The organism is Legionella busanensis (assembly GCF_900461525.1).
GTDB lineage: Bacteria > Pseudomonadota > Gammaproteobacteria > Legionellales > Legionellaceae > Legionella_C > Legionella_C busanensis.
Map to the genome: position 1 here is coordinate 22,173 of NZ_UGOD01000006.1, position 20,603 is coordinate 42,775.

Genomic DNA, 20,603 nt, shown 5'->3' on the forward strand with positions numbered 1-20,603 from the left:
AGATGATTAAAAAGAAAGTCTATCAGTAAGCCATTAATTAGTCGGTAAAAATAAATTCAATAGGAGTAACGAAGGGGCTTTTATTAAGTCCCTCAGAGGAGGCTTGTCTGTGAAAAAGGTACATGATTTCAAAAAACGCCTGTTTATAGGTTTGATGGTGGCTTATTTAGGTGAATTATCTGCTCAAGATGTAACACCAATTGGGCGTTATACCACAGTTAATAATAAACCACTTGCAGCCCAAGTTAATCCACTGCTCGCCATCCAACAAGTGCATTTTAATACTGAAATTCATACTGTGGGAGAGGCGCTTCATCAATGGCTTTCATTATCTGGTTACGATTTAGCACCTGAACAAGAGCAATCTTTAGCACTTAAGGCAGTCCTTCAGAAACCCTTACCGCAAATAGACCGTGATTTAGGACCGCTTACTATTCAAGAAGGCCTTGAGGTTTTAGTGGGCAAAGGTATTTTCAAAGTGGTTGTTGATCCGCTTAATCGCTCAGTGGGTTTTACCTTATCGCCTAAATATGCTCAGTTTCAAAAAAAATCAGGGGCTCATGCATGAAAAACACGCATTTTTTACCTAAATTGCTGATGACTTTAAAGCAGCCCTTCACTTGGGTTTTAGGGGTTGGCGTGGTTGCTGGGGCCACGAGCGGATTAATTGTGTTGCAAAGCTTTCCTGAAAAAAATGCGATGGTAACGGTAAGCGATGCAGTCGCTAGTCGCTTAAATGAGCTGCAAAACCATTTGACTTCTTTAGAAACTGCAGTCCAAAAGCCATTCCCGCAACTGGATTTGTCTGTTTTAGAGCAAAAGATTAAAGAATTAAGTAGGGAGGTTAAAGATATTAGGCAATTTAATCCTGATGCATTAAGCCAACACCTTGAAGTGCGCTTAAGCCAAACGGAGAGCAGTTTATCAAACCAACTAAATACGCTTAATCAGGCAGTCAACACCCTAAAAACTGCCAATCAATCGGTGAAATACTTACCTGCTCAGGTGCTTCCTTTTGTGGTAACCAGTATTGATAGTATTCAAGCAACGGCGGTTGCCACTATCGCGTATGACTACAAAACCGTGCCTGTTGAAAAGGGCGACTCTTTGGCTGGGTGGAAAATTGTAAAGGTGGATTTTAAACATCAACAAATTGAATTTGAAAATAAGAATAAAAAGCGCGTGCTCCTTAAGCAAGACCATATTGGGTAGGAGAAGATAGCATGAAACCAGTCTTTTTCATCGCCGCTTTAATAAGTATGTTTGCCTCGTGTGCTTTTGCTTTAGAGATTCCTAAATTTGCTGAGCACCTACCTACGTCTTCAGCTATTGGAGATAAAGACTTAGCCAAGCGCGGCCTTTCAATTTACCAGGATGATGTGACGTCAGACCAAGATTTAGAAACGATGACATTAAATGAGAAAGCGCTACATGAAGCGCATGTTTGGGGACTTACAGCGCTTGAAGAAAAACGCTACTTAGCTTTAATGCAGAATCGAAGTGGGGTGTTTTATGAAGGGCTTCACTTAACGCCTGTTGATATTTTGGGACTTAATGCCCGCAATGAACAGGAAAGAGCACATTTTGCAGCACTAAGTGCCCAAATTGAAGCCCAAAAGGTGGCACAGAATTTAGCTTGGAACAGTGCGTTTTATAAAGCCTATAACCACCTATTTAAACACGAGTCTGTGGTATCAGGAGATTTTGACCCCACCGTTTATTCACCTATGGCGCATAAGCCCGTGTCCTTAACGACAGGCGATACGCTCTTTTTATTTTTAAGGCCAGAGGATGCAAGCAGAAGCATTATCATGACCTTAAGTGAGGCAGTGGTGCAAAATCCTGGCACCAAACTTCATTTATTGGTTTTAGACGCAGACAATCGCGCCATTCAGAATGTAGCGCATCGCGCAGGCCTCTCTTATGACGCTGTTAAGTACGGCTTAATTACCCTAAATCATGGTGAGCTTCAATATGACAGTTTAACACTTGCAAACAAACAAACGCCTCTATTAATTCTTGCGCGCCAGGGTGTTTCTAGCGTTGTTGATTTGGGGAGGATTTAACATGCGTGTGTTAGCAGTAGTTTCAGGCTCGTTATTAATTGGTAGTGCATATGGACTAAACGTGCTGGAAATTCAGGGACCTGTTAAAGATATAAAACCCTATCTTGCACCCACTTTAGAACAAACAGAAGTAGGCAATGCCTCTAATCAACCTAGCGCTTTTGGTGCGCCTATGATAAGCAAAGCCTCCCCGGGCGCAATAACTGCTAAAACCCTGCCTCACTGTATTTCGATTTCAATGCTTGTGATTGGCAACGATACCCTCTCAAAACAATGGTTAAGCACGCATCAAGACTTTCTAAAGCAGTTTCATGGATTAGGTTTGGTGGCTAATGTAGACACGCAAGCCGAATTAGTAGCCCTTGAGCTACTTGCAGGTATTCCTTTAATGGCTGCTAATGTCGATGTCTTAATGGGGCTGATTCATCAGGCTCATTACCCGTTAGTCATTGAGAGAGGGCGCGTGTGGCAATGACATCGCAAACCATACAAAAGCGCTCACCGAATATTATTGTTCGCAGTCTCATAACCTTTGCTGTAGCAGGAGTCATTGGGTTTCTTGTGCTTTTTATAGGGACACTCTTTTGGTGGTGTACCTTAGGGTTTAAGGAAGCCTTAGTGCGTGTTGAGCGCTTAAGTTATCAGGAAACGACATGGGTGAGGGCACTAAGCCCCGTCACGGTGAGGCGAGTGTTTTGGTGGTCTGATTCAATTGAACAAGCGTGGAAGCCCTTCATTAGTCGGACTCAGAAAACTGCCCATCAACTCCAAGAGGCGCTAGATTTACCCCTTCAAGCCTTAGAAGAGGCGCTTTTAGAAACTAATTTTCCTGCTATTGCTGGCATGGGGCCAACGCTTATGACCTTTTTCGCGCATACCTATCGCCTTGGGGGCGCTTGTTTGCAGGTGTTATGGCTCAAAATACTGCTTTGTTTGAGTGCACTGCCTTTATTTATCTTAATGAGCCTTGCAGGACTAATTGATGGCTTAAATCAGCGTGCTATTCGGACTGCCTCCTTAGGGCGAGAATCAACTTATGTGTTTCACAAATCGTTGCCACTGGCCCGTAAAACACTGTTTTGGGTGTTAGTGGTGTGGCTTTCTTTGCCTTTTGATTTTAATCCAACCGGTTTATTTGTGGGATTGAGTGTATTGCTCGCACTAGTCATGAGTACCTCGGCTAGTCGATTTAAAAAGTATTTATAGGAGAAACAATGAAGCGTTTAAAAAGGCTTGGTTTGGTAGTGGGGTTAATGCTGTTAGCTAATGGAACCTTTGCTCAAAATGACGTCCTTAATGAAACGTTAGTTCGCCTCATTAACCAAATCAATGCCATGATGCCGCTGCTTGATGAGGCCAAAGCCGAGCAAGAGCCTCATGCCCGAATTACGCTACATATTGAACGCTTTACCGATAGAGAGGGTAGAACGCATGCAGGTGTTAGAGAGGATTTATTAGCGATTCGAAACAGCCTCATTGAATTTATCAATGAACCCGCTATTGCCCCTAAAACCATTAAGCCGCTTGCGCTTGATTATATAGGGAGAGGTTAATGACTGAAGTTAATGCACTTTTTACTCAAGCGTTTACCCAGGTATCTACGTATTCACCTATGGTGTATGCCAATTTACTGCGTTTTGTTGGGGTGGTGCTTGTACTTATTGCCTGTGCATTTGCGGTTAGCCATTTTTTAAATGCAGACGCTAAACGTGAGGATGAATTTATGTTTAATCTCGCAACAAGGATTATGAAAGTTATCTTCGGGGTGACATTGATTGTTTTGCTATTTAAACCATAGGGAGAAGAAAATGAAAAAAATAGGTGCAAAATCAATTGCTGGCGGGATTATAACTGTAGCTTCTAGTTTACTGACAGCCTCCGTACAGGCAGCCGATTGGTTTCCTACGGCCTTGGTCGGCAAAAATACGACCAATAAAGAAGCGATGGTTGTGTTTTCTGATTTGCTCGTGAAGGGCTTTAAAATTTTGTTATTTGTCGTTTGTATTGTGAGCTTTTATCAGTTTGTGATGACCGTGTCGCATGGTATTGAAGCGGCTAAGAAAAGTGAAGGCGGCTTAATGGCGGTGTTTAGTTCGTATGCTGTCATGTCCTTTATTTACCTCTCCATTAGTATCGTTTGTGCCTATTTTGGCTTTACGGCTGTGACTAATTTTAATCTTTAAAGGAGAAGCAGATGAATGGACCATCCAGTCGCACGCTCACGCATGAGTTTATTGCCTATCAGGGATTGACTTTAAGAGAGCTCTTAGTCACGGGCTTGCTGGGCATGGGCGTTACCTGCTTTTTCACGACCATCATTGGGGGGTTACTCGGATGGACGGGCACGGCTGGTGCTTTGGGTTTGGTGCTTGGCTTTTTCTTAAGTGTGCGTGTTTTTCCTTACAGACTTGCACGCCACAAACAAGGCAAACCCACAGGGTTTTTAAGAAAAAAACTAGTTATTCAGGTATCGCGCGTAGGCCTCATTAAGTCGCCTTACCTCTGCCATCAAGGATTTTGGCGTAAAGCGCGATTACTTGGAGGACGCGATGTTTGAGTATTATAAAAAATTAGACACGCTAAACCAGTTAAATCGATTGTTACTGGTGTGCTGTGGCGCATTTTTTCTTCTAACGCTTTGGCTTGGTTTTGCATTAATGAAAGCACCAAGTAAGTTGCAGATTTGGTTAACGCCTTCCATAAGTGCTAATGGCGGCTTGATTAAAGCAGAGGACATTCCCGATGAATACGTGCATGGGTTTGTAGCAACACTAATTCCTCACCTTCATTCTTGGCAAGCTCAGGGGGCAGAGGCATTTAATCAAAAGATACTGTCCTACCAACATTATTTCACGCCCAGATTTCAGGATGTGCTTGCAGCTAATCAAGACGCGCTTGACAAAGCAGGCCTTTTTTCACGAACACAGCTAACTAGCCTGTATCGGTTTTTAGAGCCAAATGATGTGAAACGGCTAAGTCATACTAGTTGGGAGGTTCATCTGGTTCTTAGGCTTACTCAGAAACTTAATAATCACTCCACCATGGTCATTGCTGACAAAGTGGTGGATTACCACTATCGCGTGGTTAAAGTGAATGTCTCTAAATTACAAAATCCATTTGGGCTCGCCCTTGATGGCTACAGCCAGCCTGAGCGTTTAATTAAAGATTTATTAAGTGCCGATGGCAAAGGAGAGAATCATTCATGAACGCAAAATTACTCGTTATTTTATTAGGATTTCTTATAAGTTTCTGCGTAAGCGCTTTGCAAACAGAGCATATGCTTTGGGAAAAAGCACCGCTTGCCATTGGACTGCCTTTAAATGAAGAGCGTGTGATTCGATTTCCATCGCCCATCTCCATTGTTGATTCAGAGTTAGATGAAGACTTAAACGTGCTTAAAATAGATGATGCGTTGTATATCAAAGCGCGAAAGCCCTTTCATCATAAACGTTTAATTGTTCAATTGATGCCAGACGGTGAGCTTTTGGTACTTAATTTGTCAGCCAATGAAAGCGCGCTCCCCGTGGCACCAATAGAAATCATGCTGTCTTACAATCAAGAGGCGCCTAGTCAAGGCACTGAAGAACAAACTGCGACAAGCAAGCAGGGCTTAGTAGGCGCTAATGAGGCAATGGCTGGTGATATCATTAACCCCGTCTCTCTAACCCGTTTTGCTATTCAGTCATTGTATGTACCTGAGCGCCTCTTATATAGGCTGCCGGGCGTTGTAAGAGTGGCGATGCAGACTCAAAAAACCGTCCAATTAGTGTATGGTGCAAGTGTTAGTGCGCACCCTTTAATTTCTTGGCAAGCAAACGAGTTGTATGTTACGGCTGTTGAATTAAAAAACGACTTAACTAAAACAATTGTGCTTGACCCAAGACAATTGATAGGCGAGTGGCAAACGGCAACCTTTTATCCTACGAACACCTTAAAACCCCGTGCCCATCATGAAACTACCACTGTTTTTTTAGTGTCATCAAGACCCTTTGGTGATGCCTTAAAAGCACTTAAGGGGTATGTACGATGAATCGTCATGTAGGTCTTAAAGTATTAACTGGTGCGGTGGTGTTAGTGGTTTTAGTTGTTTTAAGTAGTGGTAAAACAACCTCCCTTAAGCAAGAGCCCTCTAGGGAGACTATCAATAATGTCAATCAAGCCATTGCTAGTCAATTTAATGACAATATTCGCGATGTCTCAGCTCGTCTTATGGAAGATGAAAAAAAGATTGATGAGTTAGCACAAAAAAATCAGGAATTAATGGCACAAAATGAATTGCTGCTGGCGGTAAAAGAGCAAAAGAGTGAGGCTGTGGGCGATGCACTAACCCCTGAAGTCAAAGACATGATTGCAGCGCTTAAAAAAGAATTGGCAGCGGTTAAAGCACAACGAAAAACAACGAAAATCACAGACTATGCCTTAAATGATAGTGACGCTTTAGCCTCTCCCTCAAATCACTTTAAAGACATGGATGCGCTTTTAGTAAAAAGAAGATTATCAGAAGCTGAGTTAAGTTATTGGCAAAAGCTTAAAACAAAAAGGCAAGCTTTTGCCAAAAAAGCGCACTTAAAAACTACTTTGCCCTCTAAGCACGGCCAAGAAAAAGGTATCCCTTATTATACGCTTCCAGCAGGCTCTGATTTAGGAAACAGTGTTTTACTCTCAGCCCTTATTGGGGAAGTGCCCGTTGAAGGAAAGCTCATGCAACCCTTATTCCCTTTTTCAGCCCTCATAAGTTCTCATGACTTAATAGCCTCTAATGGCGTGCCATTACCTCCTGATATTTCAGGCATGAAAATCAATGGCTATGCCATTGGGGTGGGCTCCTTTTTGGATAACATCTCTTGTGTTAGAGCGTATGTGACCTCGGTACTGTTTACTTTTCAAGATGGCCATTTTGTAGTGGTCGGTAATGAAGAGATGAAAAATTCCGCAGAGCTTGTCAATAACGAAAGTCTTGGGTATTTAACCACCTCCTTTGGGAATCCCTGTATTCATGGCACGTATTTTACAAATGCCCCTCGTGTGCTAGCCGCCATGATGGCCTCTGGCGGTATTCAAAGCGGGGGTAATGCGCTGTCGCAATGGCAAATGAGTTATTTCGCAGGACCCAATGGTGGGGCGGCAATACCTACAGGCTCTTTTGCCAAATATGCAGGCGGCGAGGCTTTAGCTGGCGGCGCTGTCAAAGCGGCTGATTGGCTGGAAAAGCGAATCCAAGGTAGTTTTGACATGGTGTTTGTGCCAGCTAGCTTTAAGTGTGAACAAGGTGGAAGGCTTACTTGGTGTGTTAACCACGTCTCGTTTCATTTAACCAAAACCATATCTATTGATAAAGAACCGTTAGGGAGGCTAATTCATTATGGTCATGCGCAGCAGTATAACCGCGATTTTTCTTTGCGCTAGTAGTTTTATTCTACTGCCTGGATGTTCCAAAAACGTATCAGCAGGTGGGGTGCCTGAAGCAGGTTTAACGGTGAGCCAAATTTATCATCAAAGCATGGCAAATACCGCCCAAATCTCATCTACGCCAACTTATAGGAGGGTAGGTAAGGTTAATTTCGACGGTTATATTCGCGAGGCTCAAACGGAGGTGCAAGCAAAATTTAAGACGCTAGATAATCCTGCTATTCCTATTTTTATCTATCCGCACGTCACCCAACTTGGTGATGAGCAATTGATAAAACCAGGATTTACCTCTGAATTTTTTCTCTACAAGCAAAATCAATTTGCACTTGCTAATGAATACTATTAAGTGAGGATAAAATGCGGCAATTACACAAAACACTCGATTGGGTGATAGGGCCTCAAAGTAACGATAGCGTTTTGACTAACGCTATAAAAAAAAGATATGAGACAAGCCTTCCTTCTTTGCTATCTCATTGGGCTTGTGTTGATTTTTGTGATGATAAAAATATGTTTTTACTTGCTGATGGGGTAAGCGTTGGGTCTGGTTTTGAAATAGGCGATATTGCCGCAGAAGCCGCATCGATTGACTACATTCAAATCTTATTTGAGCGCATTAAAGAAACCTTCTCTTATGTAGTCCCGCTTTATAAAGAAAATCCTTGGGTGATGCAATTTTTTGTGCAGGATGAATACAGTTTGCAGCCGGTTTTAAAAAGTATTGCCAATGCGGTGGTACCTGCCTGCCAAGAAAGCCTCTTTACGGCAGATTATCTGCATCGACTTCAAGATTTAATGACGAAAATGACTTCTGAGCGAGGGTTATTTATTGATCCCAAAACCGACTTGCCTTATCGAGGACGGCAACGCCGAATTAGACTTTTATTTTATCGGCTATACCAAGAGCCTTCTGCCATAACGCGCGAGGCAACTGTGCAAGAGCATGAAGAGGTTATTGGCCAAATTTATACAAAGTTAAAAGCCCCAGGACTTACGTTAAAGCGCCTAACGGGTAAAAATTATTATCAATGGTGGGTAAGGTGGTTTCATCCTTCTCCTACTCAAACGAAGGGTGATATTAATAGTTGGCTTGCTAAAATGCCATACCCTTATCAAAGATCTGCTGGCTTTAATCTCGCCAACGCCGTATTAGGTGAGATAAAAAGTGATGATAAAGGCTTTTATTTTGATAATTTGCCACATCGGGTGATGTATGTCGATGGTCTTAAAGCGCCACCTGTACCCGGCCTTCTCTCGCGTGAAAGGCCGCAAGATAACCCCAAGCATTGTTATGCTTTCCTCGATAAATTACCTGAAGGGTCAATGTATACGCTTTCGGTTGTTTTTTCTGATGATGAGGCGATTCATACGCATCTAAAGCGCTTGGAAAAAGGCATTATTGGCACAAGTAGTCTGCCTTCACTTGCGCGTGAGGATATCAAACAAGCACGCAATGAGCTTAGTATGGGTAATCGATTATATTGGGTTAATCAAGCGGTGTTATATCGCGCCTCTTGTGAAAAGGAGCTTTTAAACGTTGAAAAAACACTTAAAAATCTCTTTTTTGATATCAAGATGCCCCTTATTGATGTGGCTTATGATCTACATCCTTTAAATAGCTATTTAAATTGCCTGCCCTTTAATTTTTCGCCTCTGTATGCCCGCAAACACTTAAGCTTTGACCGCTTAATGTATGCCTCAGAGCTTGCGTGCCTCTTGCCCGTTTATGGGCGCTTTAAAGGCGCAAAACATCTTCCTTGTTTTTGCTTTTTTAATCGATTAGGGGAGCCTGTGTTATTTGATGTCTTAAGCCATGAGTTTGTGAGTCAAAATTCTCATATGGCGCTTTTTGCAAGCTCAGGTGGTGGTAAATCGGTGCTGACCGGATTAATGGTGAATGCCTTGATGGCGATGAAAAACGCCCGCATTGTCTTGTTTGAGATGGGCAACAGTTTTGACCGCCTACTTGTGCATTGCGAGCAATACGGGAAAAAGGTAAGTCGATTGCTTTTAAGTAAAGATAAAACGAAGGCGGTCCCCTTAAATCCCTTTTGTGATGCTTATTTGGCGCTACCTGATATTGGTTATTGCCAGAATAGAGATAGCTTAAAGCAAAAAGCGAAGCTTGTGTATGAGTTAACAGCGAACTTAGGTCAAAGGGCTTGTTCCGACGAAGACTTAATTGCTGAGTCGCGTGATTACTTATCAGAGTTAGCGCTCGCCTTACGAACGATGTTAACAGAAGCTAATGAGGGAGAGGAGCAAGCCTTTACGCTTGCTGATGAATCGCTGCTGTTGCAAGTGTTAAGTGATGCCATTGTGCATTCCTGGGAAGCAGGCATCCCGCAGATGTTAACTGAACATGTGGTAGAGGCATTTAAGCGTCGCCTTGTTTTCGAAGAATCAGGACGTAAAAAAGAGCGCTTACAAGACATGCACGATAGATTACTGACTTACGTGATTAATCCAACGAAAGCGGCTTTTTTTAATGTGCCCACCGACCCCTTAAAAGACTTTGATATTTTTCATATTGATGTTTCGGCCATGAAGGATAATAAGGGTCAACTTGCCTTAGTTATGGCGTCTCTTTTACCACGAATTTTAGCACTCGCTGAAGCAACCCAAGAGACAGAGCGGCCGACTTTTTTAGTAATTGATGAGGCACATTTACAGTTTGATATTGATGTGATTGTCGCACTTTGCCTGTTGATTGCCAAAGTCGCTCGAAAATTAGGGCTTTGGCTTGTGCCAGTCACTCAAAACATCAGTGATTTAAGTTCCGCTAAAGCTACAAAAATTTTATCCCTTTTAGAAACCTGGATTGTATTAGGTTTTAATGAGCAGGAGCTTGCCGATTTGCAACGATTTAAAGCAATCTCCCCTGAACAAGAGGCGCTCCTTCGAAGTATTGATTCTCAAAAAGGGCTTTATGCTGAAGCGGTGGTATTGGGCTCTCGTTATCAAGGCCTCTTTAGAGTCATCCCGCCTCGGTATTTATTAGCGTTGCTGATGACTGAAAAACAAGAAAAAGCTACCCGCAGAGTATTGGAGCAAGAACATGGCATTCTTAAAGCCGCAGAGCTTATGGCTCATCAGTTGGAAAATAAAACAACATCAAGTCGCCAAGATGATTATTTTTTCGATGATGATTTCTTTTCATGATGTGTCGTGGTCTTTGCAGACATTGACACTAAAGACCATAGAGTTCTTTACCTTGAGTTCAGACTCTCTGGCAATCGGGCACTATCCTGTGACCTTATGTTTAATGGATAAAAAGGATGCACTAGATAGAGCGCTTCATGAACAATTAAAACGGCAAGCGATTAAAGAGGGGGTCAAGGCATTGACCAACGATTATGAAACTTTCTTTAGGTGTGCGCTTAAGGCGGACCTTTATCAATTAACTTACCTGCCGGCAATTGTTTTTAATGGGGAGGCAGTCATTTATGGCATAAACGATATTGATAAGGCAGTTTCGCTTTGGAAGGCCCATTATGCTTAAATTCCTAACGTGTTGGATGGCGTTACTTGTGCCTGCTACCCTGTTTGGCTTAGAAAGCACGAAGCCACCTAAGCCATTAACGACCATTCAAATTGGTCTTCACATTACCTCTAAGATGCTTACTTATTCCCATATCAAATTGAAAGGAGTTTGTGTATGGTTTTCAAAAGGTAAAATTATTACTTCTCCTGCAATTTCTCAATTTGTACCTGATTTACTGGTAACAGTGTCTAATAGGCCTGGTGAAAACCCTTGGCGTGAAGCAGGCGCTTTGGTTGAAAACAAGGCGGCGATTGCAGGGTATCAACGTATTTATCAAACCGCCCTTGGTTTTCCTTTAGGATTTGGTAATGACAGCTTGCTTGCAAATCCTTCGCACTTAAATGAAGGGCATACACGCGTTGTAAGTGTGTTTGGTGCGCCTACCAATTATTTGCACCTCCCGAGTTTGACGCATAAACCAGAAACCTCTTTTCCAATCATTTATTATTCATCTTTAGCGGATGCGGTGATGGAGCGAAGTGAGGCAGCAGAACTTGCCTATCTGGCAATCCGCCCTCACCTTTTACTCGGGCATGAAATAGGCACAACCTTAAATCATTGGGGTTTTGAAATGCCGCGCCTTATGTATGTGACCCAACCTTATCGGTTTAGGGCATCTGTTGTGGCAGCCATGCATGCAGCAGACATTGTCACTAATCAAAAAAATATACACATCTATTATCCCACCACCAATCGATGTGGCAAAGATTGCATCATTGCTAATGTGATTTATGACCCGAAACAAAAGCATGTCATTTGGCAGGAAGTTTATCCTCGAAATCGCCGCATTGTTCCTGGAAATGCCAATGATTTTGGGACAAAGGATGAGAAGGCGGGCAATAGCAATTACATCTTTGTGGTTTGGCGAAAATACGAGGGATGTGTTCAGCAGAAAGGTAAATTAATCAGTGGAATTGGAATGGGACGCCCCCATAGACGCTAATGAGGTGAGAAAATGAAAAAATCTCTAATAGGTTTAAGCATGATGGTGGCAAGTGCGTCTCAGGCAACCTTGTTTCCAGAAAAATCAGAGTATTATTATCAACTCGGTGGGGGCTCCGATGTCTATGTGCCGGCTATTAATCACACCGAAAAAGTAACGATTGGTGGGCAGATAGGTGTAGATGGCGTTTTAAATTGTGCCACGTTTAATCCGGTAGTAACCATTGGTAATTCCTTTAATGGTATTAAAGATAAAATTGCTGGTGTTCCAGCGAGCCTCATTGATGGGTTAAAAGGCGGGGTGGCGGGTTACCCCATGTATAAACTCAGTCAATCTATGCCTGCTTTATATAATATCATTCAAAATACCGCCTTTAGTGCTCAAAATGAATTTCAAATGCGCTTATCGGATTGTCATCGAGTAAAGAGTAATCTTGAAAATGGTAGCTCACCGATAAGTGCTTTACTGTCAGTCTCTGATTCCGAAGGTTGGATTGAATCAGCAGCGCGCGCCGCCGCCAATAATAAAAATGCACCGGTTGATATTACGGAATCTTCTAAAACAATTGCTAAAAAATCAGAAGAATACGGTATTCCTTGGGTTCATAAAGCCAAAGGCAACTCCGGTGGAAAATACCAAGAGCCGATTGAAGTCATTTCTGATGTGGTCATCGCAGGTTTTAACTTGTTGTTAAATCCTTCTCGAGCGTTAGATGACAAAACAGCTGTTTCCGATACGCTAAAAAAGAACAATCCTTTTACTCAGATTTGGCCTTCTCCTAAAAAAGCGGCTGACTGGGCGGTGCTGGTGTTGGGAGATATTAAAATTTCGCACGCAAAAGTTGCTGGCAGTAGGGATGCTAAAGCAGGCGTGGGACTTGTGACTTTACTGCAGAGTTGTCCAAAAATTGCTGATTCTAAAACCTGTAGCGTTAATGTCGCTGATTTCTTATGGAAGCTTGTTGATGGCAAGTTAGCCTCTACCGACGTTAATTTAAGAAAGTTATCCGCTGGAAATATTCTAATCACGCAAGACATTATTTCTGCGATTAGAGGCCTTCGCCGTGAAGAGCAAATCATCACAGTTACTAAACTTGCAGAAGAAATTGCTATTCAGAGCTTATTAGAAGAAGCCTTGATGTTAAAGCGACTGTTGCAAGCTGGTTTTCAAATTCAAGAAGTTCAGCAGTTAAAGCCGGTACAGACCATGGTTTTGCAATCACTTAAAAAACTTGACTCTGAAATTGCAGAGCTGTCTTTTGAACAAGACGTGCGCAAACGCATGATGACCAATACTTTAAACGTCATTATGGGGGTTAGAGACCAACAGTTAAATGAAAGTCGCCTCGTAAATCCTGCGGCCTTAGATGTGATTAAGAATGGTGCTGTCTATAAACAGGCTAAAAAGGAGTAGGAGATATGATTGTTTTTAGTCCATTATCGTTATACACCACCTATTTAGGCTGGCAACAGTATGATGTGATTTACTTAGCCCTTTGGCAAACAGGAATTTTGTACTTAGGCTTTGTTGCTATTGCTTGGCGGTTCTTAAAAAACCTCTTAGCCTCTGCAAGTGCTACCCATCAGATGTCAGAACACGCGTTAAACCAATTTTTATTTGAATTAGCTTTGGCGGTTTTAATCTGTGGCTTATTTGTTTACCCCTCCATAACGTTGCAGCAAAAAGGAGTAGTGTTTAAACCGGTGTGCACCTTAGGAGGTGCCAACACCAAAGACTCAAGCATTAAAGACACAGGCACGACCTACGATGAATCATTTGCGGATGTATTAACAGAGCAAGTCAAAATTCCTCTAGGCTTTGTGCTTCTTCAAAATCTAGCCTCTAGCATGACCTATGGGTTAATGAAGGTTACCGGCTGCTCAGATAGTCTTCAGGCGATAAAAGGGGATTTAATTTCCACGCATATTCCCCAAGCCCTTAAAAAGCAAGCGCTTGATTTCCATCACCAATGTTATTTAGAGGCGAAAACCGCGTATTTAAATACGACACGAACCCCGACAGAGCAAGCTAAGGTGCAAAAAATCTTGCAGCAGTATGGTGGTGAAGATGATTTAAACTGGATGGGGTCGAAAGTACTACAAACCTTTTACTATCAAGATTTAAAAGCGAGAAGCCCTGTTCCTGGATTTTCCTATGCTTCAAATCCGTCGTCTCATTTTGAAGACGCTGGTAAAGATGATAAAGCGGTTGCTGCGCATAAACCTGAACATGGTTATCCAACCTGTGAAGCTTGGTGGGATAAAATTAAAGCAGATTTGGTGGATACGTCTAACAAAGCATCCTGGTATGACGAGCACTTGGGCAAATGGAATGTAGGGCATCGTGTAGCTGAATATAAAATGAACCACAAAATAGGGTGGGGTAGCCAACTCAGTGCCGATGATTTTATTGCTCGCGTGTTGCTTCAAGATGAAACAGGATTACAACTTTCTGCTAATGAAGCACTAATGGATAACACTAATGGCACCTTTAAAACCGCCGCGTCTCGTGCGTTAATCAATACAGGGCAATGGTTTAAATCCTTTACAACGACTCCTTTAAAGCGTGAAGCGATTTTGCAATCGTTACCCATCATGCAAGCATTTTTTTATTTTTTCTTAATCATCTTAACCCCATTTATATTGGCGTTAAGTGGCTATAGTACGAAAGCGGTTGGTAGCCTTTGCGCTTTACTCTTCATGGCTATTTTTATGCAATATTTGTGGCATCTTGGCAGCTTTCTGGAGCGCGCAACGGTCAATAGCCTTGGTGAAACAAATGTTGTCTCGGCCATGCAAAACATGATGGTTTTATTTTATTTCATCGCGCCGCTTATTTTATTGAAATTGTCTGCTCATTTTGGAGGCGAGGGCGGGGGGGTATTAAATGGCTTGCTAACTTCGGGACAAGAATTTGTTAACGATAAAGAGCAAATGGGGCAAAACATTGCCAGAGTAGGCGCCAAGGTCGCTTCAAAGGGGTTGGTATGAGCAGGAAATTAATCTTAGTTATCGTAACGTTTTGTTGCTCTGGCAAACTCTTGATAACCAATTTCACCTTTTTCAAAAAGGTCATAGGCTTGATTAGCATTATAAATAGATTTTCGATTTTTTGTACAACTGATTTCCAAACTGGTAGTCAACGCAACGAGCACAATGCGCAAACAACCTTTAAAGATTTTTTTCCAATTCATCAGGAGCGCTCTCCATGCTAAAACGTTACCTGTCAATTTTTATTATAACGATGATTCAATGGGTTATTCTAGTCTTAGCTTCCATGATATTAGTTAGTCAACTGGTTGCAACCCATAATCACCTTTTAACGTGGCGTATACTTTTTCAAACACATCAATCCATATTTTTAATCCTTCATGGTTTGGTTTATCTCACGGTATACCTTTTTTGGCCTAAAGCTATAGCGTTTTATGTCAAACGAAAAAAACTATCTGTTGAGCCAAGTCAACTAAAGCTTGCTTTATTTGCCCGATACTATGTTGTTGGAATGTTATTCACCTTAGACATGTTATTTCAAGTGGGATCATGATGAAGTACTATCCTGTTGAAAATTTATTACGTGAACCTACAGAATTTTATTCAAGCCTTACCTTTTTGGGGCTTGCGGTCATTGCATTCAAAACGCCGCACTTATTGCTTTTAACAGAACCTCTTAATTCTATTGCTGTAGGTGTTCTAAGCGGTTTTGGGCTCTATCGCTTTTCGCAAGGATTTCGAGTCAAGCGCTATCAAAAACGCTTGAAAGCCATGCCATATTATGCGTTGTCTACGAAACAAATTCCTTTGTCTAAAAAGTATTTATTTGTAGGGCGAGGGTTTTTATGGACTGGCTTACACACACAGCGCCTTCATCAAATTAAACAAGTAGGCAATTTACGTTTTACCCAGCCCGGTAAACTGTACAAAAAAGCTAGAGATTATGCGCGGCTACATCCAGAATCTGTATTGACGGCCTTCCTTAATAACGCATCGCGATTAAATCTCCTAAGGCCCCTGCCTCCTGTGGGCGGAAAACCTTATTTACATGGCTTAGGTAATAGAGACAAGCCTATCTCTATTGGGCAAGAGGTGCGAGTTGGGCATACTTTTGTACTTGGCACAACCCGTGTAGGTAAAACACGTCTAGCTTCTATTCTCATTAATCAAGATATTCGCAATGGTGATGCCGTTATTGTCGTAGATCCCAAAGGCGATTTGGATTTAGTTCGTGACATGTATTCAGCGTGTTTAGCCGCAGGGCGCTTATCTGATTTTAAAATCGTTCACTTAGGCTTTCCTGAAGCGTCAGCAAACTATAACCCACTGAAGAATTTTGAACAATTAACAGAAGTGGCCACCCGAATTACCGATGCTATTGCCGCTGAAGGAGAAGGCAAGCAGTTTGCAGATTTCGCTTGGAAGTATGTCAATATAGTTGTCAAGGCCCTTTACGCCATGAATGAACCAATAAATTATGGAGAAATTGGATTTTACTTAACCCGCCTTGACCAATTACTGATGCGCTATTGCGATACAGTGTTTGCTCACGTTCACTCTAACTATTTATCAGGCGTGGAAGCCATCATCGTTGAAAATGATGCCAAAGTAGATAAATACGGCAACCCCCATCCCCCCTTAGATCGCGCTAAGGCGGTATTAAAATACATCAAGCAATATGTAAGCGACATCATTGAAAAGGGAGATATCAAAGCCTTCCAAGGCAATCCCGTCATTGAGCTCTATGACGCAGCAAGCTTAGATAAACAATACTACGATAAAATTACCGCAAGTGTGGGACCTGTACTTGCTAAAATCAATAGCTCTTCGGCAAGTAGCATTTTTTCAGGACGAAATAGCACTGCTGAAGTTGAATTAATGGAGGTTATCAAAACCAAGCAAGTCCTCTATATTGGTTTAGATAGCTTATCTAATACGGTGGTGGCCCAAGGTGTCGGTAAAGCCTTTTTGTCAGATTTAGTATCAACGGCTGGCAAAATCTATAAAGAATCCCATGCTAATTACCGCGTTAATATTCATTGTGATGAATTATCAGAAATCATTCAGGAATCTTTTGTTAAGATTTTAAATAAAGCAGGAGGCGCAGGTTTTCAAGTAACCGCTTATGCGCAAACCAAGCAGGATTTAGAAGTAGCCTTAGGCTCGCGTGCCATGGCTGAGATGACCGAAGGTAATCTAAATACCATTATTATGCTTCGGGTCAAGAATACCGATACAGCCAAAGTTTTAACAGACATTTTAACCAAAGTTGATGTCATCAGTCACACGCAAGTCTCAACCGTCAATGACACGCCTCATGGCGCAGAGCACGTGTATTTTAATACCACTAATGAAGACCGAGTGCAGATGACGTCTATTCCAATGCTTGCGCCGTCTGATATCTGTGAATTACCTAAAGGTCAAGCTTTTGTGCTCGTTAATGGCGGGGAGCTTTATAAAATTCGCATCCCCTTGCCCCTTAATGATGGACTGGCTCCTAACAACATGATTGCCGCGATGAAAGAACTTAATGGCGTTAAACCTGTTAAGGCAGTTAATACCCGGGCTCAAGACTTAAAAAAGCCTAATTCCATGGATGATGAAAGATTAGAGCCATCCTTGCCTCTAGTTGAAGGAAGCAAGGCTCAAGTTAAAGAGCCTGTGACGCTTGAAGAAAATAAAAAAGAGAGGCAGGCATTATTAGCAGCGCCTTTTAAAAGTGAACCTTCTGTTATTCTCAATGATTTTATTAGCTGGCTTCACAAGCGTATTGAGTCAAAAAGTAGGCAATTTAACCCAGACTTTCAGATTTTGGTCAAAACAAGCCACAAATATCCTGCCCAGGTGGTTTTTATTGAAGAAGAGGTGCTCGCAAAGTATCAAGCACGCTCAGGTATTAACGCCGAGTTGCTTGCTAAGGTATTAACCGCACCTGATTGTCCTTATTTCATCAAAGACCAAGGTAGCTCGCAAATTGTCTATCGAGTAGAACTCGACAAACCCTTGCAGGTAACTACCATCAGCAGCAATATTCAATCAGGAGAAAGACTATCATGACCGCTATCATTCGTTTAACGCTAGTCAATCAAGAATCAGCTCATCTTTTCAGCCGAACGCTTAAAAATGGCCATCTTTTTTTTGAGCGTGTCCAACTGAAAATTGGCGTGTTGATTAAAGAAAGTCTTAATTATAATGCGCATGCACTCATCCGTCTTTATACGCTACACGATGAATTATTACACCTGCATGCGCATTTTGACGATGAAATTGATAAATTCGAAGCACTCATTGAAAAAAGGAAGAATCTTGGTGCAAAAACGATTGAGTTTAAAGCACAATTTACTCATGAGATGACTGCCTCACATGGGTTTTTCATGGTGTTGGCTGATTTAATTGAAATCTTTGATAAGCTTATGACTACCCTTAAACTGTTGCATTTATTAGGACTCTTTGATTCTTGCCGCACCTTGTATACGCAAAAGCAGCGCTATCAACGTGAGCTAAATTGCTTTTTAAGTAAACTTATTCAAACACCTTCCTATAAAGACTACTCAATTACCGTCGAGGAGGTTGTCCAATCAGAAACTGGCGTAGCTAACCTTGATTATTCGCTGTTAAAGGCAGCACTTGACTCCCCATTCTCCCCAAATTTAAATCCACAGAGATTAGCAAAGGTAAGTAGTGCGCTTAATCAGCATTTAAAGCAAAGTAGTCGTATCGCGCCAGCGTATGTTAGGAGGACGTTAATATAACGATTTTAACTTATATTGAAATTAATACTTCTAAGTGATTGTTATTTTCGAGTTTAAACAGTTTACTAAACCCTTTTAGGAAGACAATTCTAATTTTTAAATTTTTAATAGGAAAATGATGGAAGCCCTTTTATTCGTTAGTTCAAAAAGAATCTTAATTGCAAGCCTAGTCGTGTTTTTTACTAGCCTCTTTATTAATAAGCTAGTTAATAACCCTAACCCTAAGGATTTATTTGCTCCTTTAGTTCAAGAAATGGCACATTTTTTAAGCACGGGCGCTTATTATTTGGCTATTGGGCTTTTTATCTTTGGTATAGCAAAATTTATCTATGAGCGGATTTAAACAGTTTAATAGTTATTGCATTTGTACGAACCAAGATAAAGAGGATTACAAAATGAGCTATATTTTTTAGTTTTACTTAACGCTTGTAGTTAATCGAAACTATTGCTGTAAAAAAATGTGAATTCTATCAGTCGTCCAGGTTGGCATTCCAGAGCCAAAAAAATCCTTATCCTCTGTCCATATAGGGCAGGAAAATGTTAACGCTGTGGCGACAATAGGCCAATCATTTATATCACGCGCTTTCATTCTTTCTTTAGCATCATGGCTATATTGCATGTAGATTTCTTTATCAACGATGTTGAATAATGTTTTAAGTTTTTCAAGTAATGCCATTGCAGGTTTACTTGGCATGTTACGCTTTTCAAAAATTTGAGGAATATATTTAACCGCATCCATTAAACAAACATCAGGTACAAAAAAATCTATTTTCTCATGATATTGAATAATTATATTTCTAACCGCTTCACCTAGAACACTTCTAATTAGAATGTTTGCATCAAGCACAATTGATTTTAAAGACATTATTTACGATTCTTAGATTTTAGTTTTCTAAAATCAGCGAATAGTTCATTTTCAGATATACCATGCTCGATTAATAGTTTATCTAGCTTGGCAGCTGCTTCTTTTAAGTCATGAAGGTCGGATTTCTCAGTATGACTTTTCGTAGGTATATAATAGCCAACCGTTTCTCCATGCTTTGTTATCGCAACTGGAGACGAGGTTAGGATATATTGCTGAAGATGTGCTCTAAATTCTCGCATACCTACTTTTATTACCGTGGTAGTCATTTTCTTACTCATCACTTAAGTACACATGTGTACACAATAGCATTCAAAATGACTTTAGTCAAATGGGTGGCTGACTGGCGTGTAGAATCATTTTGTCCACCTATCTGCATGGAGCGTAACAACCTAGGACTTGAGTTTGGGTATGTGGGCAATAATGATGTCTTTTGTTTTTGCTCGATGCAAAAGCAAAGGACTCTATTGGCGTGGTAAGCGTACACTTTTAACGTGCAAAGCACGCTGCGTCACTATGGATTAGCAATAAGCTAGTCATAGTGACGCAGCATTGACGCTGCGAAATTATTAATGGTATCAATAACATAATAGATAAACGGACGGAAAATAAAGTTTTCCGTCCGTTTTTTATGTCTATAATTTATAAATTTGGTATATTTATATTTCAAATACTTGATGGCTAGCAAATTGCACATTCAGATTATATATATGTCATCATTTAATATTCATTAATGTGAAATTAACTAGAATATTGCGGCTCATAGAGGTCTTTGTTATCATAAAAATGAGCACAACTGATGATTCCGTTAAATTCGGATGAAACCAATGTTTTGGTCTTGTGTAATGTCTGCTTCTATTCCTTAGCCTTCAGACAGGACGATGAGTTTGGAAACCACTGTTATTCATTGATGACTTAATGAAACCTACTGTTATCAAAATAGCTTCTATTTTGAACCCACTGTTACCAGTCTATTAATTTGCCTGGATGTATTGTTATCAGCGTATGTTTGTTTATTCGCTGAACTCTTAAATTTTAAA

The 20,603-nt window shown here is 41.2% G+C and carries 24 protein-coding genes and 1 pseudogene; 22 read left to right on the forward strand and 3 right to left on the reverse strand.

The genetic code is table 11. The features are described 5' to 3' along the window. Positions 1 to 109: 109 nt before the first annotated feature. From pilL2 to DYH30_RS17020, 18 genes are read left to right on the forward strand one after another with little or no spacing between them, the layout of a single operon-like run. Positions 110 to 568, forward strand: a complete 459-nt coding sequence (gene pilL2 / locus DYH30_RS16935; RefSeq protein WP_341273193.1) for a PFGI-1 class ICE element type IV pilus protein PilL2 — start codon at positions 110 to 112, stop codon at positions 566 to 568. Next, positions 565 to 1,212: a hypothetical protein gene (locus tag DYH30_RS16940; RefSeq protein WP_115332924.1), complete on the forward strand. Its 648-nt coding sequence runs from the start codon at positions 565 to 567 to the stop codon at positions 1,210 to 1,212. The genes pilL2 and DYH30_RS16940 overlap by 4 nt, the downstream gene beginning before the upstream one ends. An 11-nt stretch (positions 1,213 to 1,223) precedes the next feature. After that, positions 1,224 to 2,066 (forward strand): TIGR03759 family integrating conjugative element protein, encoded by an 843-nt coding sequence (locus tag DYH30_RS16945; RefSeq protein ID WP_115332925.1) that lies wholly within the window; start codon positions 1,224 to 1,226, stop codon positions 2,064 to 2,066. Between the two features lies 1 nt (position 2,067). Further along, positions 2,068 to 2,541, forward strand: a complete 474-nt coding sequence (locus DYH30_RS16950) for a PFL_4695 family integrating conjugative element protein (RefSeq protein WP_115332926.1) — start codon at positions 2,068 to 2,070, stop codon at positions 2,539 to 2,541. After that, positions 2,538 to 3,272: an IncC plasmid conjugative DNA transfer DtrJ family protein gene (locus tag DYH30_RS16955; RefSeq protein WP_115332927.1), complete on the forward strand. Its 735-nt coding sequence runs from the start codon at positions 2,538 to 2,540 to the stop codon at positions 3,270 to 3,272. Before DYH30_RS16950 ends, DYH30_RS16955 begins: the two co-directional genes overlap by 4 nt. Before the next feature lie 8 nt (positions 3,273 to 3,280). Then, positions 3,281 to 3,619, forward strand: a complete 339-nt coding sequence (locus tag DYH30_RS16960; RefSeq protein WP_115332928.1) for a hypothetical protein — start codon at positions 3,281 to 3,283, stop codon at positions 3,617 to 3,619. Beyond that, positions 3,619 to 3,864 carry a hypothetical protein gene (locus DYH30_RS16965; RefSeq protein ID WP_115332929.1) on the forward strand — a complete coding sequence of 82 codons (246 nt, stop codon included), beginning with the start codon at positions 3,619 to 3,621 and terminating at the stop codon, positions 3,862 to 3,864. Before DYH30_RS16960 ends, DYH30_RS16965 begins: the two co-directional genes overlap by 1 nt. Positions 3,865 to 3,874: 10 nt before the next feature. Then, positions 3,875 to 4,249, forward strand: coding sequence for a hypothetical protein (locus DYH30_RS16970; RefSeq protein WP_115332930.1), 375 nt, complete (start codon positions 3,875 to 3,877; stop codon positions 4,247 to 4,249). Between the two features lie 11 nt (positions 4,250 to 4,260). Beyond that, a complete protein-coding gene (locus DYH30_RS16975; protein WP_115332931.1) occupies positions 4,261 to 4,623 on the forward strand; it encodes a DUF3487 family protein in 363 nt (120 codons plus the stop codon). Further along, positions 4,616 to 5,272, forward strand: coding sequence for a DUF2895 family protein (locus DYH30_RS16980; RefSeq protein ID WP_115332932.1), 657 nt, complete (start codon positions 4,616 to 4,618; stop codon positions 5,270 to 5,272). Before DYH30_RS16975 ends, DYH30_RS16980 begins: the two co-directional genes overlap by 8 nt. Continuing rightward, the gene (locus tag DYH30_RS16985) at positions 5,269 to 6,096 is read left to right on the forward strand and encodes a TIGR03749 family integrating conjugative element protein (RefSeq protein ID WP_115332933.1); all 828 of its coding nucleotides are present in this window, start codon (positions 5,269 to 5,271) and stop codon (positions 6,094 to 6,096) included. Before DYH30_RS16980 ends, DYH30_RS16985 begins: the two co-directional genes overlap by 4 nt. Further along, the gene (locus DYH30_RS16990; RefSeq protein ID WP_115332934.1) at positions 6,093 to 7,472 is read left to right on the forward strand and encodes a TIGR03752 family integrating conjugative element protein; all 1,380 of its coding nucleotides are present in this window, start codon (positions 6,093 to 6,095) and stop codon (positions 7,470 to 7,472) included. Before DYH30_RS16985 ends, DYH30_RS16990 begins: the two co-directional genes overlap by 4 nt. Beyond that, a complete protein-coding gene (locus DYH30_RS16995) occupies positions 7,429 to 7,821 on the forward strand; it encodes a TIGR03751 family conjugal transfer lipoprotein (protein ID WP_115332935.1) in 393 nt (130 codons plus the stop codon). The genes DYH30_RS16990 and DYH30_RS16995 overlap by 44 nt, the downstream gene beginning before the upstream one ends. Before the next feature lie 11 nt (positions 7,822 to 7,832). Then, positions 7,833 to 10,634, forward strand: a complete 2,802-nt coding sequence (locus DYH30_RS17000; RefSeq protein ID WP_115332936.1) for a conjugative transfer ATPase — start codon at positions 7,833 to 7,835, stop codon at positions 10,632 to 10,634. A 52-nt stretch (positions 10,635 to 10,686) separates the two neighbouring features. Continuing rightward, positions 10,687 to 10,974 carry a DUF1525 domain-containing protein gene (locus DYH30_RS18105; protein WP_160116248.1) on the forward strand — a complete coding sequence of 96 codons (288 nt, stop codon included), beginning with the start codon at positions 10,687 to 10,689 and terminating at the stop codon, positions 10,972 to 10,974. Further along, a complete protein-coding gene (locus DYH30_RS17010; RefSeq protein WP_115332938.1) occupies positions 10,967 to 11,959 on the forward strand; it encodes a TIGR03756 family integrating conjugative element protein in 993 nt (330 codons plus the stop codon). The genes DYH30_RS18105 and DYH30_RS17010 overlap by 8 nt, the downstream gene beginning before the upstream one ends. A gap of 12 nt (positions 11,960 to 11,971) precedes the next feature. Then, the gene (locus tag DYH30_RS17015; RefSeq protein WP_115332939.1) at positions 11,972 to 13,372 is read left to right on the forward strand and encodes an integrating conjugative element protein; all 1,401 of its coding nucleotides are present in this window, start codon (positions 11,972 to 11,974) and stop codon (positions 13,370 to 13,372) included. Between the two features lie 5 nt (positions 13,373 to 13,377). After that, positions 13,378 to 14,949: a conjugal transfer protein TraG N-terminal domain-containing protein gene (locus tag DYH30_RS17020; RefSeq protein ID WP_115332940.1), complete on the forward strand. Its 1,572-nt coding sequence runs from the start codon at positions 13,378 to 13,380 to the stop codon at positions 14,947 to 14,949. Between the two features lie 14 nt (positions 14,950 to 14,963). Here DYH30_RS17020 and DYH30_RS17025 read toward each other — a convergent pair whose 3' ends face one another. Next, positions 14,964 to 15,152, reverse strand: coding sequence for a hypothetical protein (locus DYH30_RS17025; RefSeq protein WP_115332941.1), 189 nt, complete (start codon positions 15,150 to 15,152; stop codon positions 14,964 to 14,966). 14 nt (positions 15,153 to 15,166) lie between these two features. Here DYH30_RS17025 and DYH30_RS17030 point away from each other — a divergent pair, with 14 nt between their 5' ends. The 4 genes and pseudogenes from DYH30_RS17030 (at position 15,167) to DYH30_RS17045 (ending at position 19,044) form a co-directional block, all read left to right on the forward strand. Further along, positions 15,167 to 15,502, forward strand: a complete 336-nt coding sequence (locus DYH30_RS17030; protein WP_115332942.1) for a hypothetical protein — start codon at positions 15,167 to 15,169, stop codon at positions 15,500 to 15,502. Beyond that, positions 15,502 to 17,481 (forward strand): annotated as a pseudogene (gene traD, locus DYH30_RS17035) (type IV conjugative transfer system coupling protein TraD); the annotation flags it as partial. The gene DYH30_RS17030 and the pseudogene traD, both read left to right, overlap by 1 nt. A 521-nt stretch (positions 17,482 to 18,002) precedes the next feature. Further along, on the forward strand, positions 18,003 to 18,701 hold the full coding sequence (locus DYH30_RS17040) for a hypothetical protein (RefSeq protein WP_115332944.1): 699 nt from the start codon (positions 18,003 to 18,005) through the stop codon (positions 18,699 to 18,701). 118 nt (positions 18,702 to 18,819) lie between these two features. Then, complete coding sequence (locus DYH30_RS17045; protein WP_115332945.1) at positions 18,820 to 19,044, forward strand: hypothetical protein; 225 nt, start codon at positions 18,820 to 18,822, stop codon at positions 19,042 to 19,044. A gap of 99 nt (positions 19,045 to 19,143) precedes the next feature. On the opposite strand, the gene DYH30_RS17050 is transcribed toward DYH30_RS17045, so the two are convergent. Together DYH30_RS17050 and DYH30_RS17055 are read right to left on the reverse strand one after the other, a co-directional pair. Then, positions 19,144 to 19,566, reverse strand: a complete 423-nt coding sequence (locus tag DYH30_RS17050) for a PIN domain-containing protein (protein WP_115332946.1) — start codon at positions 19,564 to 19,566, stop codon at positions 19,144 to 19,146. Further along, positions 19,566 to 19,832: a type II toxin-antitoxin system Phd/YefM family antitoxin gene (locus DYH30_RS17055; RefSeq protein WP_242604770.1), complete on the reverse strand. Its 267-nt coding sequence runs from the start codon at positions 19,830 to 19,832 to the stop codon at positions 19,566 to 19,568. Before DYH30_RS17055 ends, DYH30_RS17050 begins: the two co-directional genes overlap by 1 nt. Positions 19,833 to 20,603 lie beyond the last annotated feature (771 nt).

Coding starts and splice junctions, on each gene's coding strand:
- DYH30_RS16940 (WP_115332924.1), top strand. CDS start 565: ATGAAAAACACGCATTTTTTACCTAAATTGCTGATGACTTTAAAGCAG.
- DYH30_RS16945 (WP_115332925.1), top strand. CDS start 1,224: ATGAAACCAGTCTTTTTCATCGCCGCTTTAATAAGTATGTTTGCCTCG.
- DYH30_RS16950 (WP_115332926.1), top strand. CDS start 2,068: ATGCGTGTGTTAGCAGTAGTTTCAGGCTCGTTATTAATTGGTAGTGCA.
- DYH30_RS16955 (WP_115332927.1), top strand. CDS start 2,538: ATGACATCGCAAACCATACAAAAGCGCTCACCGAATATTATTGTTCGC.
- DYH30_RS16960 (WP_115332928.1), top strand. CDS start 3,281: ATGAAGCGTTTAAAAAGGCTTGGTTTGGTAGTGGGGTTAATGCTGTTA.
- DYH30_RS16965 (WP_115332929.1), top strand. CDS start 3,619: ATGACTGAAGTTAATGCACTTTTTACTCAAGCGTTTACCCAGGTATCT.
- DYH30_RS16970 (WP_115332930.1), top strand. CDS start 3,875: ATGAAAAAAATAGGTGCAAAATCAATTGCTGGCGGGATTATAACTGTA.
- DYH30_RS16975 (WP_115332931.1), top strand. CDS start 4,261: ATGAATGGACCATCCAGTCGCACGCTCACGCATGAGTTTATTGCCTAT.
- DYH30_RS16980 (WP_115332932.1), top strand. CDS start 4,616: ATGTTTGAGTATTATAAAAAATTAGACACGCTAAACCAGTTAAATCGA.
- DYH30_RS16985 (WP_115332933.1), top strand. CDS start 5,269: ATGAACGCAAAATTACTCGTTATTTTATTAGGATTTCTTATAAGTTTC.
- DYH30_RS16990 (WP_115332934.1), top strand. CDS start 6,093: ATGAATCGTCATGTAGGTCTTAAAGTATTAACTGGTGCGGTGGTGTTA.
- DYH30_RS16995 (WP_115332935.1), top strand. CDS start 7,429: ATGGTCATGCGCAGCAGTATAACCGCGATTTTTCTTTGCGCTAGTAGT.
- DYH30_RS17000 (WP_115332936.1), top strand. CDS start 7,833: ATGCGGCAATTACACAAAACACTCGATTGGGTGATAGGGCCTCAAAGT.
- DYH30_RS17010 (WP_115332938.1), top strand. CDS start 10,967: ATGCTTAAATTCCTAACGTGTTGGATGGCGTTACTTGTGCCTGCTACC.
- DYH30_RS17015 (WP_115332939.1), top strand. CDS start 11,972: ATGAAAAAATCTCTAATAGGTTTAAGCATGATGGTGGCAAGTGCGTCT.
- DYH30_RS17020 (WP_115332940.1), top strand. CDS start 13,378: ATGATTGTTTTTAGTCCATTATCGTTATACACCACCTATTTAGGCTGG.
- DYH30_RS17025 (WP_115332941.1), bottom strand. CDS start 15,152: ATGAATTGGAAAAAAATCTTTAAAGGTTGTTTGCGCATTGTGCTCGTT.
- DYH30_RS17030 (WP_115332942.1), top strand. CDS start 15,167: ATGCTAAAACGTTACCTGTCAATTTTTATTATAACGATGATTCAATGG.
- DYH30_RS17040 (WP_115332944.1), top strand. CDS start 18,003: ATGACCGCTATCATTCGTTTAACGCTAGTCAATCAAGAATCAGCTCAT.
- DYH30_RS17045 (WP_115332945.1), top strand. CDS start 18,820: ATGGAAGCCCTTTTATTCGTTAGTTCAAAAAGAATCTTAATTGCAAGC.
- DYH30_RS17050 (WP_115332946.1), bottom strand. CDS start 19,566: ATGTCTTTAAAATCAATTGTGCTTGATGCAAACATTCTAATTAGAAGT.
- DYH30_RS17055 (WP_242604770.1), bottom strand. CDS start 19,832: ATGACTACCACGGTAATAAAAGTAGGTATGCGAGAATTTAGAGCACAT.